Origin of the sequence: Streptomyces sp. NPDC006197 (assembly GCF_040613865.1) — a bacterium.
Lineage (GTDB): Bacteria > Actinomycetota > Actinomycetes > Streptomycetales > Streptomycetaceae > Streptomyces.
This window is the reverse complement of the sequence record NZ_JBEXSZ010000046.1, coordinates 18350-32932: the sequence shown is the minus strand read 5'-3', so window position 1 is coordinate 32932 and position 14583 is coordinate 18350. Positions and strand designations below refer to the sequence as shown.

Here is a 14583-nt window from a genome sequence, read left to right as displayed (position 1 = left end):
TAGGCAGCTGAGGAGATGACCCGAATCTGGAATACCCCAAGCCCAGCGTCGATTGGTCTTCCTGTAGAGATCATGGGGAGGGTGCTGGTGTGGCCGAGCTGATGCTGTTCCGGCAGGACGCGGACGGGCGGGATGTCGAGCTGTCCGGTTCGACGGTGGCGCTGGAGGTGGAGCTGCAGCGGCGGGTCGAGGCCGGGCTGGAGCAGATGCTCGGTATCCGGTTCGTGGCGTCGGAGTACGCGACTGGTCCGTGGCATCGGGGGCGGATCGACACGCTGGGGCTGGATGAGAATGGCAGCCCGGTGGTGATCGAGTTCAAGCGGGGCTCCGACAGCGGGGTGCTGTCGCAGGCCGTCTCGTACCTGACGTGGCTGCGTTCGGCGCGGCACGAGTTCGAGGCGCTCGTCCGGAAGGTGCTGGGCGCGGAGGCGGTCGAATCGATCGACTGGCGTCGTCCGCGGATGGTCTGCATCGCGGCCGGCTTCTCCCACCACGACCGGGTGGCCGTGCAGTGGCTGCCCGAGCGGATCGACCTGGTGCGCTACCGGGTCTTCGAGGACGGTCTGCTGAGCCTGCTGCTCGTCGACTCCTCGCCCGGCTCAGCGAGCGCCGCTTCGTCTCGGCGGAGCCGGGAGCGGAACGCGGTGGTCGGCAGCGCGCCGGCGGCACCCGCGACTCCTGCGCCGACAGGGGCCAGCCTCGTGCCGGAGTCCTTGCGGGACCTGTACGCGGAGCTGGACGAGGCGCTCACGGCGTGGGGCGAAGTCGAGGTGGCGCCGCTGCGGCACTACATCGCCTACCGGCGGCTGGTGAACGTCGCGTCGGTGATCTTCCGTCCGAAGCACGGGGCGATCCTGGTCTATCTCAGACTCGACCCGGACGCGGTAGCGCTGGAGGAGGGCTTCACCCGGGACATGCGCGGTATCGGGCATCTGGGGACCGGAGACCTGGAGGTACGTCTCGTCTCGGCGGTTGATCTAGAGAAGGCGGCGCCGTTGATCCGGCGGGCGTTCGAGGCGGCGTGACGCAACGAGAAGGGCGGCTGGCGCATCGGTCATTCGATGTTCCAGCCGCCCTTCGGCGTCTGCGGCCCGCCAGTCCGGGCTCTCTCCGCTCTCATGATCACGCCTCCGGTCCGGCCAGGTCGAAGTCGCCCTTGGTCAGCTCGGCGCGGAGCCGCTGCTCGGCCACGTCGGCGTAGTGCGGGGACAGCTCAATGCCCACGAAGCGACGTCCCTCGCGAAGGGCCGCGACGCCCGTGGAGCCGCTGCCGGTGAACGGGTCGAGGATGGTGCCACCCTTGGGGCAAACCTGTACGAGCTGCTGCATGATCTCGACGGGCTTCTGGGTGATGTGGACCCGATCCTTGCGGGGCTGGGAAGCGATGTAGTGGCCGGGCAGGTAGAGGTCGCGGGTGTTGTCGAGGGATCCCTTGACGCCCCAGACGATGAACTCGGAGTCCTGCTTCGGCCCGCCCTTGCGAGGCCGGCTGGCGGGCTTAATCCACGGGATGGTGCCGCTCCAGGTCCAGCCTGCCATCTGCAGGGCGTCTGACGTCGTCGGTTCCTGGCGCCAGTCGGTGAAGACCATGGCCACCGCGTGCTCGGTGGAGGCCCGGTACGCCTCGGTGAGCAGCTCGGTCAGCCAGGAACGATAGGAGCGCTGATCGCGGTTCTCGCCGGGGAAGTCGGCGAGGTCGTGCGCCGAGTTGCTGGTGACGTACTTGGCCCGCGCGGTCCGTCCGGTGCGCTCCGAGCTCGTGCGTCCGCCGGAGTTGTACGGGGGGTCGGTGATCACGGCGTTGACGCTCTCGTCCGGAAGCGACTTCAGCACGGTCAGGGCGTCGCCTCGGTGCAGCGTGTAGCTCATGGGGAGGGCCTCTCTTCGGGGGCGCGGAGGGTCTTGGGCCCGTGCCGGACAACGCGCAACGGCGCTCGTCTCTGGCGGGGTTGAGCCGGAGGTTAGCCGTGGTTTCCGGCCGGACCTAACGAGGCGGCGGTGGCTCGAGGTCGGTCTCGGGGACCGTTTGGTGCGGCCGGATCCGCGGTCTACTGTCTCGCCGTGTCGCCGGACCTGAGCCCTGCTCCACCCCGTTGACCTGTGCGTATCCGTGTTGCCCGGTCCAATCGAGCAGCGCACGGGAAGCACCGTTCCCTCGTTTCCCCTGCCGTCAGGAGCCCTGGGTGTTCTTCCTGAGATTACGAGCGCGGCTGGCTGCCGCGCGTGACCTGAGACCGGTGTCCGGGAGCTACCGACTCCCCTGACCCGGGCCCGCCCGAGAGGCGGATGCACATCGGCGCGGTGCCGACGGCTTTGCACGAGAAGTCGGCGCCGCGCCTCCTACGAACACCGAGGAGCCGCTGCGATGCAGCATGTCCTGATACCTCCGCGCCCCGACCCGCCGCCGTCACCCGGCCGGTACCGCCGCCTAGGTGATCGACGGCAGCGATGAAGAAGACCACCGGAGCCGTCCTCGGTCTCTGCGCAACCGGCCCGCTGCTGCTGGCCGTTCCGGTCCTTGCCATCGGAGCCGGGACCGCCTCGGCCTCCTGCTCGACCGAAGGTGCGCAGGGTGTGGATACCGCTGCCGTCGCCAGTCAGGTGAGGGCCATCCTGAACGGCGGCGGCAAGGGCTCGATCTCCGTGCCGGGTCTCGACGACCCGGCCGAGCAGGTGCCCAACGCCAAGACGATCCAGGCCACCGGCGTCGCAATGAACATCCCGGCCCGAGGGCAGGTCGTGGCCCTGGCGACGGCCCTGCAGGAGAGCGGCCTGCGGAACCTGACCTGGGGCGACCGCGACAGCTTGGGTCTCTTCCAGCAGCGGCCGTCGCAGGGCTGGGGCACGGCGAACCAGATCCTCGACCCGGTGCACGCCTCGACCAAGTTCTACGAGGGGCTGCAGAAGGTCTCGGGCTGGCAGTCCCTGTCCATCACCCAGGCCGCCCAGGCGGTGCAGCGATCGGGCTTCCCGGAGGCGTACGCCAAGTGGGAACCGCTGGCCACCGCCCTGCAGAAGGCCATCGAGCCCCTGCCGCCGAAGGCCGGCGACGGGTCGCCGCGTCCCTCGCCGTCCGACCCGGCCGGCACCGGCAGTCCTGCGCCCGGTACCGCAGGCGGTTGCAGTGCCGAAGGGGACGGGACCGACTTCGGCACCATCCCGCCCGGCGCGCTGCCTGCCGACTACAAGATCCCCGCCAACGCTCCGCGAGAAGTTCAGACGGCGATCCGGTGGGCGCTCGGGCAGCTCGGCACGCCGTACCAGTGGGGCGGGACCTGCACGAACTCCCACGGCAAGGACGCCATGGGCCGGTGCGACTGCTCCTCCCTGATGCAGCAGGCGTACAAGGCCGCCGGGGTCGCCCTGACGCGGACGACGTACACGCAGGTCAAGGAGGGCAAGGCGGTGTCGGTCGGCGCCCTCCGGCCGGGTGACCTGCTCTTCACCGAGGGCACGCCCGCCGTACCCGAGCACGTCGGCATGTTCATCGGGCAGGGCCTGATCGTGCACGCCCCGCGCACCGGTGACGTGGTCCGCATCACGACCCTCGCGCGCTGGAAGCTGCGGATTCTCGCAGCCCGCCGAGTGATCTGACCGGCTCTTCTGCCCCTCTCCCCTTTTCTCGCACTGCCACTTCACCCTCGCGGGCTTTGGCGTGCACGTAATCGAACTGGAGTTCCCCATGTATCTCGCCGACCAGGTCATACAGCTCGCCTACGACCCCGGGATCAAGCCGAACGAGGGCGGGCTGCCAGGCCTGTCCGTCCTCAAGCAGGTGATGGGCTCCATCAACCTCTTCGGCCTCATCGCCGTGGTCGGCGCCCTCGCCGTCAGCGCGGGCGTGTGGGCCTGGGGCCACCACTCCGGCGGCCACCAGGCCGAAGCCAACGGCAAGAAGGGCGTGCTGGTGAGCGCCGGCGCGGCCCTTCTGCTCGGCGCGGCGAACGGCGTGGTGGCCTTCTTCAGCACGCTGGGGACGCAGGTCCACTGATGGCCCAGCACCCCGCTCACCCCGGCGGCGCATCTCGCGTGCGCCGCCGGGCACTGCTCGGCACCGTCGTCCTGGTGGTGCTCGTCGCCCTCGCCGGCCTGGCCGCATACCTCACCCGCGACGGCAGGAGCCCCGCCGAAACTCCTGCTCCACCACCTACTTCACCCACGGCCTCCTCCTCACCCACGTCACCGTCCGGGCCGCTCACGCCGCACACCCGTCCGCGTGCCCTTCCGGTCCCGCCGAAGACCCGCGACCCGATCACGTTCGGGAAGGCAGCCGCGGCAGCGCTGTGGTCCTACGACACCCGCGCGTACTCGCAGCCCGAGCTGCGAAAGGCTCTGCGCGGGTGGCTGACGACGGAAGCCAAGTACGCCGACCCGGCCTCGGTCGACAAGGCCATCCCCTCCGCCGTCGTGTGGAGGGAGATGGCCGCCAACGGCCAGTTCACCACCGCCAAGGTGCACGAGGGGCACTTCCCGAACGCGTTCACCCGGGCCCTGCAGGAAGACCCCGGCGCGATCACCCAGGCGTACATCTACGCCGTCACGGTCTCCGGCAAACAGTCGATCGCCTGGAAGGGCTCGCCCGCCGGCGGTGCGGAGAGCCGTTCCACCACCCTCGCGGTCCAGTGCCGTCCCGACCGCCCCTGCGCCCTGGTCGGCGTCATGCCGTCCGTCGCGCCCTGACCCCCATCCGAGAAAGGAGGTACCACCATGGGAGTCTGCGACTTCCCGCTGATGGACAAGGTATGCGGCGCGGTCGACTTCGCCACGAACCCGGCCGGAGCCGTCACCGACGGCATCGGGGCATGGATCGCGAAGTCGGCAGGTGAACTGGCGGCCAGCGCGGCCGATCTCGCCGCCAAGGCTGTCAACCAGACGACTGCCATCGACCTCAACGCCGGATGGTTCCGGGACAACTACGAGCTGCTTTTGCCCATCGGGCTCGCGCTGACCGTCGGCACGTTCTGCATCCAGCTCATGTTCGCCGCCTGGCGACGGGACGAGCGCGCGCTGGCCCAGGCCGCGATCGGGACCATGACCGGCATTCTGTTCAGCTTCTGCGCGATCGCCTTCACCACCGTCGCCATCACCGTGGTCGACGCCCTGTCCGCCGGCCTGTTCCAAGCGGCCAACATTTCGATCGACGACGCGATCCGCCGCGTGGTGAAGATCAACCTACTGGGGGCGATGTACGGCCTGGGCTGGGGCGTTCCCGCCTTGGTGGCCCTGGGCTGCGCGATCGGCTCCTTCCTCTACTGGGGCGTCATGGTCGCCCGGAAGGTCGGCGTCCTGATCATGGTCTCCCTCGCCGTCTTCGCCGGCGCCGGCGGTGGCTGGGAGGTCGCCAAGCGCTGGCGGCGCGGCTGGATCGAGGCCACCGCCACCCTGGTCGTCTCGAAACTCCTGATGACCATCGTCTTCCTGATCGGCGTCTCCGCCATGGGCAAGAGCGACGCCGGCGACGGGCTGTCGGCCCTGTCCGACGCGATGGCCGGCATCGTCGTGATGGTCCTGGTGCTGCTCTGTCCCTACGCCACGTACAAGTTCGTCCACTGGGCGAGCGACGGCGGCGGCCACGACGACCTGCACCGCACCGGCGTCGCCGGCATGGCCATCGCCGCCGGAGCGGCGAAGACCGCCGCCAGCCTGGCGATGCGGGTCGGGACTGGAACCCCTGCTCCCCAGGGGCCGAGCCAGGTTCCCGGCGCGGGTGCCGACGGTGTCGCCTCCGGTATCAACCCCGCAGGCGGCAACCTCAGCAAGGAAGGCATCGACGCCGGCCCGCCCAAGCCGCAGACCCGCTTCCGGTACGGCGAGGACCCGAACGCCACCGGCGACAAGGGCCGGGCCCTGATCCAGCGCCCCGGCATCCCTCCGCTCATCACCCGGCCCGGCGGGAACGAAGCAGCCAGTTTCGCCGACGAGGTCCAAGGCCCGGCCGTCCCCTCCGGTGTTCTGGCCGGCCCATCGGCTCCGGGCGGCAGCATGACCTCCCTGCCGTCCGTCGGCCCCGCGTTCCCGGGGACGGCTGCCCCCGTCGCGCCGCCGTCTGCGGGGCCGTCGGCCGCCGGTTCCCCGACGCCGACGAACTGGGTGTACCCCACCCAGCCGCCCGCGGGTTCCTGACCCGACACCGCCGGGGGCGGGCTGCCCCTCCACAGCCCGCCCCCTCCTGGCCCGACCACCAAGGAAGTTTTGTCATGCCCTCCAGAAGAGCGCCGCGCGCCCCGTCCTTCATTCGCTCCCATCGTCTGGAATCCTCATGTCCGGCAAGCACCAGGCCGAAGTCCCCTCGGCCACCGTGAAGTTCCCCCACCGCAGCAGGCGCGGCGTCCTGCTCGGCCTGACCGCCCCGCAGCTGCTCGTCGCCGGCCTCACCGGCCTTCTCCTGCTCGCCGTGATCCTCGCCCGCGGCGTGGTCGGCGCGCTCGCGCTCATCCCTCTGTGGGCTGTCATCGCCCTGTTCGTCTTCGTCCGCCACCGGGGCCGCGCTTTGGCTGACTGGGCTCCGATCGTCGTCCGGTACGCCCTGCGCCGGATGCGCGGCCAGCTCGTCTGGCTCACCCGTCCCTCGCGCCGGCCGACCCGTGAGGGTCTGCTCCACCTGCCGGGCACCGCCGCCAGCCTGCGCGTGGCCACCGCTCCCGATGGCCGGTACGGCGCGGTCCACAATCCGCACAACGGCACGCTGACCGCCGTGGTCAAGGTCTCCTCCCGCGCCTACGCCCTGCTCGACCCGGGCACCCAGCACGCCAACGTCAGCGGCTGGGGACGAGCTCTGGCCGCGCTCGCCCGGACCGGGCAGATCGCCCGCGTCCAGGTGATCGAGCGCACCGTCCCGGACTCCGGCGACAGCCTGCGCCGCTACTGGGAAGAGCACGGCCGTCCCGACACCCCGGTGGCCGGCGCGATCTACAACGAGCTGATCCAGAATGCGGGTCCGGCCGCGGCCCCGCACGAGGCGTACGTCGCGCTGTCACTGGACACCAAGGCGGCACGTCGGCTGATCAACCAGGCCGGCGGCGGACTGACCGGGGCCTTCAGCGTCCTGGCACAGCTGACCTCGACCTTCGAGCAGGCCGCGCGGACCGCCGGGCTCAGCCCCACCGGCTGGCTCACCGCCCGCGAGATCGCGGCCGTCGTACGTACGGCGTACGACCCCAAGGCCCTCGCGATGCTGGACCGTTGGTCCGCTACCGGTCGTCCCGAGGCCGAGGCCGCTGCTGCCGGCCCCGTGGTGGTGGTGGAGAAGGCGGACCACATCGCGACCGACTCGGCCGTCCACGCCACCTACTGGGTGGAGGACTGGCCCCGGACCGAAACCAGCGCGGGCTTCCTGCACCAGCTCCTGTTCACCGGCGGGGTCCGGCGCACGCTGTCGCTGTCGTACGAGCCGAAGGGACTGGACGCCGCCCTGCGCGACGTCCAGCGCAAGAAGGCGTCGATCATCGCCGATGCCGCCGAGCGGGCCCGGCGCGGGCAGGTCGACTCCGAGGCGGACTCGATCGAGTACCAGGACATCAAGTCCCGCGAGCGTCAGCTCATCGCCGGACACGCGGACGTCGCGCTGACCGGGCTGCTGACTGTGTCGGCCGACTCCGAGGAGGAGCTGCGCACCGCGTGCGCGGTCGTGGAGACCGCTGCCGTCGGCGCCCAGCTCGACCTTCGGCCGCTGACCTGGCAGCAGGCCGAAGCATTCACCGCCGCCGCCCTGCCGCTCGCCCTCGCCGTGTGATCCCGGCGCTCCCCAGCTGAAAGAGCACTTCCGTGTCCCGCACTCCCAGTCCCACCGCGCAGGACTTCGTGCCCTTCGCCACCGCCGCGCTCGACTTCCACCGCGCGCTCAACGTCCCCGGCGCCCCGCTCGTCACCACTCGCACCGAGCTGGACGCCCTGCACTCCCATCTCGTCTCGCTGTACGAGCTGCTCGACGCCCACGCCGGACGCGTCGGACAGCTCCTGCCGGCAGAGGGCGACCACCTCCGTGCTGCCCGTACCCGAATCTGGCAGGCCGCCGACCATCTCCACGCCGCCTACCACGCAGCTCCCCGTCCGGACTCCGGCGAGGTGCTCGACCACAAGGCGTGCCCGGCCGGCCTTCCCGAAGGCGCGCCGGAGCTGACCATCTGCCAGCGCCACCAGCGCACCGCGCACCTGGTCCGCCGCCGTACGACCCCGGCCGACCTGCACGCCCCGTTCACCGGCCTCGTCCGCCGCTGACCCGCCACCTGGCTGGAGAAACGTTCATGCCCCGTACCCGCGCCAGCGCCTCCCACCTGTTCGTGCCCCACAAGGCATCTCGCACCCAACGGAAGGCCGCCCGAGCCGGTTTCGCCGACGCCCACCGCCAGGCCCGCCGCGCCGAAGTGCCCCCGAGGCACCGCGCTCAGGAGACCCTCGACCTAGAGCTGCGGCCGATCTACCCGCTGTCCGGACGACCCGGTCCGTCCTCGGCCCGAGGCGGCAAGCTCCACCTGCCCGCCCACCGGATGACCACCGCCACCGCCTCCGGCGCGTACCCCTTCGTCGCCGAGGGCGGCCTGGGGGCGGAGGGCATCTTCATCGGCCGCGACGTCCACGCCGAAGCCGCCTTCTGCTACGACCCGTTCTCCCTGTACAGCAGCGGCCGGATCGAGGGCTTCACCAACCCCAACGCCGTCCTCGCCGGGATCATCGGCATGGGCAAGTCCGCGCTCGCGAAGTCCATCGCCACCCGGTCGATCGCCCACGGCTACCGGATCTACATCCCCTGCGACCCGAAGGGCGAGTGGACCGGCGTCGCGCAGGCCCTCGGCGGCTACAGCATCGCGCTCGGCCCCGGCCTCCCGGGACGACTGAATCCGCTGGACGCACCGGCCCGGCCCGCCTCCGTCAACGAGGACGACTGGGCGAGCGAGGTCCGAAAGCGACGCCTGCTGCTCCTGGCCGGCCTGGCGCGCACCGTGCTGAAGCGTGATCTGCTGCCGATGGAGCACACCGCCCTGGATCTCGCCCTCGACCTGGTCGTCGCCGAGGCCGCCGCCTGCGGCACGGTGCCGCTGCTCGGCGAGATCGCGTACGCCCTCGGCTCCCCCGAACGCCTCGACCAAGCCCTCGGACACCAGACCGGGTACCTGGGGACGGCCGCCCAGGACCTCGCGCACGCCCTGCGCCGCCTCGTGCACGGTGACCTGAGCGGCATGTTCGACGCCCCTTCAACGGTGGCCTTCGATCCGACCGTGCCGATGCTGTCGATCGATCTCTCCCGCCTCGGAGGCACCGGTGACGACACCGCGCTGGTGCTGGCCATGACCTGCGCGAGCGCGTGGATGGAGTCCGCTCTCGCCGACCCCGACGGCGGTCGGCGCTGGGTGATCTACGACGAGGCGTGGCGGGTGATGCGCCACGTCGGCCTGCTGGAGCGGATGCAGTCCCAGTGGAAGCTCTCCCGCGGCCTCGGCATCGCGAACCTGATGGTCATCCACCGTCTCAGCGACCTGCTCTCGGCGGGCGACGCCGGCTCGCGCGGTCGGGTCCTGGCCGAGGGCCTCCTGGCCGACTGCTCGACCCGCATCATCTATCGGCAGGAGCCCGACCAGCTCGCCGCCGCCGCGTCGCTGCTCGGCCTGACCGGGGTCGAGACCCAGGCGGTGTCCGCCCTGACCAAGGGTCGGGGCCTGTGGAAGGTCGCGGGCCGGTCCTTCATCACGCAGCACATCCTCCACCCGGCCGAACGCGAACTGTTCGACACCGACGCCCGCATGGCGGCCTAGAACCTACCCGGAGGATCGATCATGCCTGTTTCCCCCAGCTCCCCCGCGTGGGCCGAGAAGGAGTCACCGACAACCGCTGATCGCCTGGCGTGGCAGCGGCACATCCCAGCGCTGGCCTCCGCCGTCGCCGGGATCAGGCAGGCCTCCGACGCCTGGGACGCGGTCTCGGACTCCCTCTGCGACGGCGACGGCTGGCCCGTCGACGAGCAGAGGTACGAGGACGGCAAGGTGAAGCGCGACGCCGAGGCGTGGCGGCACGTCGAGGTCTTCCTCGCCCACGGTCCCGAGGTCCTGGCCGGCGTCCGCGCCGCCGCACGTGATGCCGACTACGTCGAGGGGCCGGTCAGCGAAGACCTCCGCGAGCTGCGCGGGATCGACACCACCCTGGAACGAGCCGGGCAGCTCCAGCGCGAGTGGGACCAGATCATGGCGCTCATGGACGCCTCGCTCCCCGGCTCCCGGAAGCTCTACGAAAGCCAGGCGCAGGAAGAGCGGAACGCCGACGGCTGGAGCTACGCCGACGAGCTGGCCATCCGCGGCCCGGCCCTCGTCCGGGCCGCCGACTACCTGGCCGGGCGCGCGGACGCCGAGCAGTCCGCGCACACCGAGCGGGCGCGCGTGGCTCTCGCCCGATCTGCCTCCGGCCGACGCGGGACCCCACCCGTTTCTCCCCCGTCGCCGCCGGTACCCAACGCACCGGTTCCGGGCCGCTCCCGCTGACGCCCGTAGCACCCGGCCCCGGCCGGACCAAACCGCCCGATCACCAGATTCTTGTGGACCATCGCCCGCCCGACGCGATTCGGTCCGTACCCACAGCGGTGCGCCGTCGGCCGCTGGGGCGCCTCACCGCGGAGAAGACCCATGCACCAGGACAATCCCCTGATCACCATCCAGCAGGAGGGGCCGCAGATCACCGTGTGGACCAGTTCCTCCTCGCCTGCTGTCTCCGAGGGCCCGAAACGAGATCACGGGTACGGCTACCTCACCGGTCCCCTCCGCAGGCGCGGTCTGGAGGTCACCGTCGAGTACGGCCTCAGCACCTACATCGTCCACGCCGCTCTCCCCGACGGCAGTTCGGTGATCATCTCGCCACCGCAGGAACCGCCGGCCGAGTATCCCGAGTCTCCCGAGAGCTGGATAGCGACCCGTCACCGGGCCGCCGAGCCTGCGGTGTACGAGGTGATCTACGACTCCGAGCCCGACGGTCCTGATGCCCGGCACGGCGGCAACGTCTCAAGCCTGCTCGCCGCCGTCGACGCGCGCCTGGACCAGCTCGGCGTACCGCCCCGTCCCGGGCAGCACCGCTCCTCCCGGGAGCGCGCCGCCGACGAGGAACTCCGCCGGGCGGGCTTCATCGCCGCGATGTCGTTCGACGGGGAGCGCTATCACCGGCTGCCCACGACCATGACCGACCTGGCCGAACAGCGGCGGGCGGTGACCGGGGCCTTCACTGCGCTACAGGCCGTTGGCTTCAACGTCCTGTGCGATTCGGCCCTGCTCAGGCCCGGCACTCTTCCTGACCGGCCGCATGAAGCACGGCTCGGCGACGACCTCACCACCCAGCCCGGCCCGGTCCAGAGTCCGGTAGCCCCGGCCGCTCCGCCGGCCTCCGTTCCTCCCCGGGTGAGCGCTGCTCTCGCGCCCTCGCCGTCAGCCGGATCGTGCACGGTCCGCGCACGCCTGGCGACGGAAGCCCCCCAGCGTGCCGCGCTGCCGCCCGCGCGTCCCTCCACCGCGCCTGGTCGCTGACCTCTTCCCGCCTCGGAGTTCGCCGTATGCCTCACACCAGCAGACCCGTTCCGGCCCTCGACCTCCCCGTCACCGCACCGGATGGATCAGCCGTGTTGCCCAACTCTCCCGAAGAACTGCTTCCCGACGTCGCCGTCGGCCGCCACCCCGACTACGGCATCGTCGCCGCGAACCCCAAGAACCTCGCCGCCGGCACATGGATGCTGGAGCGCCTCGACTTCCGCCCCGTCCCCGGCGAGCCGACCCTGTATGCCCTGACCGACCAGCAGCGTGACGGGCAGGGCCGCGCCACCCGGGCCGTCGAGCTGCTGCGCAACGCCGACTTCCGAGTCGACACCGACGCCGTGTTCAACCCCTCCCTCGCACCCGGGCCTCGCCCCGTCCCGGACCGAAGCCCGCTCGGCGAGCCCGATGTCGCGTTCGCCGAGCATCCACGGCTCGGCATCATCGCGGCCATCGACGACCGGGCCTCCGGAATCACCGGACTCGCCCTGATGGACCACGGCTGGCGACACGACCCCCGCCTGGACATCTACACACTGCCCGCCACCACCGGCCGCGACGAGGCCCTGGGGAAGGTCGCCGACGCCACGCTGGCCCTTCACCGTTCCGGTGTCCAGGTCGCCGTACACCCTCACCTCGCGCAGGACGTAGCGACCCGCCGCCATCCCGCGACCGGGCAGGCCCCGTCCCGCAACCGCGCCCAGAACGCCGGCGTCCGTCGCTCGCCGCTCAGCACCGCCGCGCTCGCCACCAGTCCGGCACTCGCCGGCCTCCCGGACAAACGGCCGGTGGCCGCTCCCGCCACCTCTGTCGCGGCGGCCCGGCCGATCGACCCGCGCATCGCCTTTTCCCGCGACCGCTGACCCAACCCCCGTAAGGAAGCTCCCCATGGCAGTGAAGACCATCTGGCCGATCAACCACTCCTGCGGCCACCACACCGACCGCGACCTGTCCGATCGGCCGGCCGACCGTCGCGCGGGCTTCGCCGAGTGGCTCGCCACTCAGGAATGCACCGCCTGCTGGCGCGCCTCCAAAGAGGTCAACAAGCAGGACAAGGCAGCCTGGTTGAAGGCCAAGCGGGCTGAGGAACAGGTCGAGTCCGAAGCCTGGTCCCAGCAGTACCGGATGCCTCCACTGGAGGGGACCGGGCGCGCCGTCCCCTGGGGTTCGCGCTGCCGCCACCAGATCCTGGCCGCCGCCTACACCGCCTTGGTCGTCGAAGGGGATACCAGCGAGGCGGAGTGGGAGGAGATCGAGGAGACCGCTCGCACAATCACCCGCGCCGGCTGGTGGATCGACCAGCGCTCCTCCGAACCCGACGACCTCACCGAGCTACTCCAGGCCGCCACCGACGCCGACCGGCCCAACGAGAACCCCTACTTCTAGCCGTCCGGCGCCCCGCGGCAGCGGGGCACCGGCTTTTACTCTCCCCGCAGGTCAGGGTCGGTGAGCGCGGCTTTTACCAGTGATCTCCGGCGGGGCCAAATCCCGAATCCTTCGGATTCTCTCTCCGTCGGTCCGACCTCCCGGCCCGTTGTTCCGTCATTCCCTTCCGAGGTAGCCGCCGTGATCGCCCACCTGCAGCGCGCCAGCGACACCGCCGGCCTGCTCACCTACCTGTACGGGCCGGGTGAACGTGGTAACCACGTCAACCCCCGGCTGGTCGCGGGTGACGGCCATGGGGCACCGATCGAACTGCTCGCCGAGCCGGGCTCGCTGTCGTACTTGGCCCAGGCGATCGACGCTCCCGTCGATCGCCTGGGGGCCCGCGCTCCCGCTCGGCCGACGTGGGTCTGCTCGGTGCGTTCCGACCCCCGTCTGCCGGACCTCACCGACGCGCAGTGGGCCGACGTCGCCCGACGGCTGGTGTCCGCCACCGGCATCGCCCCGGACGGTGATCCGGGCGCCTGCCGGTGGATAGCCCTGCGCAACCAGCCCCGGCAAGTGCACGTCGTGGCCAGCCTCGCCCGCGAGGACGGTGGCCTGCACCACAGCTACCGCGACGCCTTCCGCCTCCAGACCGAATGCCGCCGGATCGCAGCCGAGCTGGGGCACCTGGCCACCGCCTCCCATTCGACTTCCTGTGCCCAGGAGACCTCTGTGCCTGCTCCTCCGATCACCATCTCCTCCGAGTTCAGCGGCAGCGTCGTGGCCAAGGGCGCCAACGACAATCTCGCCGCGATGATCCTCAAGCACGCCGGCTTCCAGCAGATCCAGGACTGGCACGGCCGGCGCCACCGACTTCCCACCACCACGCTGGCCGCCGACCAGGTCGCCATCGCCAACCACGCCGCCGAGATGCTCCGCGCCGCTCGCTACGACGTCGACCTCTCGCCCTCCCTGGACAAGGCCCGAATGAGCACCCCGGCGAACCCCTTTGAGTCCTATGCCGCCAGCGCCGCGCTTCTCCAGATCACCGACGAGATCAGGTCGGCCGAGAACGGGGAGGACCTTCGACGAGCGGTCGACCAGCTCCTCCACCCCGAGCACGGGGCCCTGGAACGCGTCCGGGAAGCGCTGGAGGTCGCCGGCGAGCACATCAACGACCTCGACGACGAGGCGTACCGGCTGGCCGACCGGTTCGGTTTCGCGGCGGACTTCGTCTGCTCGGCACAGTCGGAACTCGTCGACTCGGAGGACGACCTGCGTCGTGTCGGCAGCCCTTCGCGGTCCGGAGCCGAAGCGCCGACGCGCTCCTCGAACCCGTCCGCCTCCCGGAGCGCGGCGCTGGCTGTCTCACCCGCGGCGGCCAAGGCCGAGGTCGTCATCTCTGCCTTCGATACCGATGTCGTGGAATCCCGCCCGTCTGCCCGTCCACCGCGCGCCTCCGGCCCTCGGCGGTGATCGGGGTGCCTCCTTGCACCGTGTACTCCGCCGGTCTGCCCCGTACGTATCTCATGCGGGCGGCCCATCCAGTGTGCTGCCACCGGCGGGAGACCTCGCCACCAGGCGGGTCGGGTTCCTCGTCATCACCGCCGGCAGTCCCGCCGCCGCTGCCCTCGGCCACCAGACCGGTCTCGCTTCCTCGGGTGGGAGCACGTGCTCCCACCCGTCCTGACCCGTCAGCACCACGAACCAGAAG

Annotated in this window: 14 protein-coding genes; 13 read left to right on the top strand and 1 reads right to left on the bottom strand. The window is 71.1% G+C overall.

Annotated features, from left to right (window positions below):
• Window positions 1-89 precede the first annotated feature (89 nt).
• On the top strand, window positions 90-1025 hold the full coding sequence (locus tag ABZ318_RS16895) for an endonuclease NucS domain-containing protein (RefSeq protein ID WP_356903226.1): 936 nt from the start codon (window positions 90-92) through the stop codon (window positions 1023-1025).
• Between the two features lie 97 nt (window positions 1026-1122).
• Here the strand turns inward: ABZ318_RS16895 and ABZ318_RS16890 are convergent, their stop codons facing one another.
• Window positions 1123-1869, bottom strand: coding sequence for a site-specific DNA-methyltransferase (locus tag ABZ318_RS16890; RefSeq protein ID WP_356903225.1), 747 nt, complete (start codon window positions 1867-1869; stop codon window positions 1123-1125).
• 579 nt (window positions 1870-2448) lie between these two features.
• Here ABZ318_RS16890 and ABZ318_RS16885 point away from each other — a divergent pair.
• The 12 genes from ABZ318_RS16885 to ABZ318_RS16830 all read left to right on the top strand — a co-directional run bounded on the left by ABZ318_RS16885 (window position 2449) and on the right by ABZ318_RS16830 (window position 14345).
• Entirely contained in the window at window positions 2449-3594 is a 1146-nt protein-coding gene (locus tag ABZ318_RS16885; protein WP_356903224.1) for an NlpC/P60 family protein, read from the top strand.
• 88 nt (window positions 3595-3682) lie between these two features.
• Window positions 3683-3991, top strand: coding sequence for a DUF6112 family protein (locus ABZ318_RS16880; protein ID WP_030195549.1), 309 nt, complete (start codon window positions 3683-3685; stop codon window positions 3989-3991).
• On the top strand, window positions 3991-4680 hold the full coding sequence (locus tag ABZ318_RS16875; protein WP_356903223.1) for a hypothetical protein: 690 nt from the start codon (window positions 3991-3993) through the stop codon (window positions 4678-4680). The genes ABZ318_RS16880 and ABZ318_RS16875 overlap by 1 nt, the downstream gene beginning before the upstream one ends.
• Before the next feature lie 27 nt (window positions 4681-4707).
• The gene (locus ABZ318_RS16870; protein ID WP_356903222.1) at window positions 4708-6123 is read left to right on the top strand and encodes an ATP-binding protein; all 1416 of its coding nucleotides are present in this window, start codon (window positions 4708-4710) and stop codon (window positions 6121-6123) included.
• A gap of 136 nt (window positions 6124-6259) precedes the next feature.
• Window positions 6260-7732: an SCO6880 family protein gene (locus ABZ318_RS16865; protein WP_356903221.1), complete on the top strand. Its 1473-nt coding sequence runs from the start codon at window positions 6260-6262 to the stop codon at window positions 7730-7732.
• A 32-nt stretch (window positions 7733-7764) separates the two neighbouring features.
• Window positions 7765-8217 (top strand): DUF6238 family protein, encoded by a 453-nt coding sequence (locus ABZ318_RS16860; RefSeq protein ID WP_356903220.1) that lies wholly within the window; start codon window positions 7765-7767, stop codon window positions 8215-8217.
• Window positions 8218-8243: 26 nt separating this feature from the next.
• Complete coding sequence (locus ABZ318_RS16855; protein WP_356903219.1) at window positions 8244-9749, top strand: ATP-binding protein; 1506 nt, start codon at window positions 8244-8246, stop codon at window positions 9747-9749.
• An 84-nt stretch (window positions 9750-9833) separates the two neighbouring features.
• On the top strand, window positions 9834-10469 hold the full coding sequence (locus tag ABZ318_RS16850) for a hypothetical protein (protein ID WP_356903240.1): 636 nt from the start codon (window positions 9834-9836) through the stop codon (window positions 10467-10469).
• A gap of 141 nt (window positions 10470-10610) precedes the next feature.
• A complete protein-coding gene (locus ABZ318_RS16845; RefSeq protein ID WP_356903218.1) occupies window positions 10611-11498 on the top strand; it encodes a hypothetical protein in 888 nt (295 codons plus the stop codon).
• A 92-nt stretch (window positions 11499-11590) separates the two neighbouring features.
• On the top strand, window positions 11591-12364 hold the full coding sequence (locus ABZ318_RS16840; RefSeq protein WP_356903217.1) for a hypothetical protein: 774 nt from the start codon (window positions 11591-11593) through the stop codon (window positions 12362-12364).
• A gap of 25 nt (window positions 12365-12389) precedes the next feature.
• Complete coding sequence (locus ABZ318_RS16835) at window positions 12390-12887, top strand: hypothetical protein (protein WP_356903216.1); 498 nt, start codon at window positions 12390-12392, stop codon at window positions 12885-12887.
• 180 nt (window positions 12888-13067) lie between these two features.
• Window positions 13068-14345 (top strand): hypothetical protein, encoded by a 1278-nt coding sequence (locus tag ABZ318_RS16830; RefSeq protein ID WP_356903215.1) that lies wholly within the window; start codon window positions 13068-13070, stop codon window positions 14343-14345.
• Window positions 14346-14583: the final 238 nt, after the last annotated feature.

What these genes read in the sequence shown, in the direction of transcription:
- ABZ318_RS16890 (WP_356903225.1), bottom strand. Translation starts at nt 1,869, where the DNA reads ATGAGCTACACGCTGCACCGAGGCGACGCCCTGACCGTGCTGAAGTCG.
- ABZ318_RS16885 (WP_356903224.1), top strand. Translation starts at nt 2,449, where the DNA reads ATGAAGAAGACCACCGGAGCCGTCCTCGGTCTCTGCGCAACCGGCCCG.
- ABZ318_RS16880 (WP_030195549.1), top strand. Translation starts at nt 3,683, where the DNA reads ATGTATCTCGCCGACCAGGTCATACAGCTCGCCTACGACCCCGGGATC.
- ABZ318_RS16875 (WP_356903223.1), top strand. Translation starts at nt 3,991, where the DNA reads ATGGCCCAGCACCCCGCTCACCCCGGCGGCGCATCTCGCGTGCGCCGC.
- ABZ318_RS16870 (WP_356903222.1), top strand. Translation starts at nt 4,708, where the DNA reads ATGGGAGTCTGCGACTTCCCGCTGATGGACAAGGTATGCGGCGCGGTC.
- ABZ318_RS16865 (WP_356903221.1), top strand. Translation starts at nt 6,260, where the DNA reads ATGTCCGGCAAGCACCAGGCCGAAGTCCCCTCGGCCACCGTGAAGTTC.
- ABZ318_RS16855 (WP_356903219.1), top strand. Translation starts at nt 8,244, where the DNA reads ATGCCCCGTACCCGCGCCAGCGCCTCCCACCTGTTCGTGCCCCACAAG.
- ABZ318_RS16845 (WP_356903218.1), top strand. Translation starts at nt 10,611, where the DNA reads ATGCACCAGGACAATCCCCTGATCACCATCCAGCAGGAGGGGCCGCAG.
- ABZ318_RS16835 (WP_356903216.1), top strand. Translation starts at nt 12,390, where the DNA reads ATGGCAGTGAAGACCATCTGGCCGATCAACCACTCCTGCGGCCACCAC.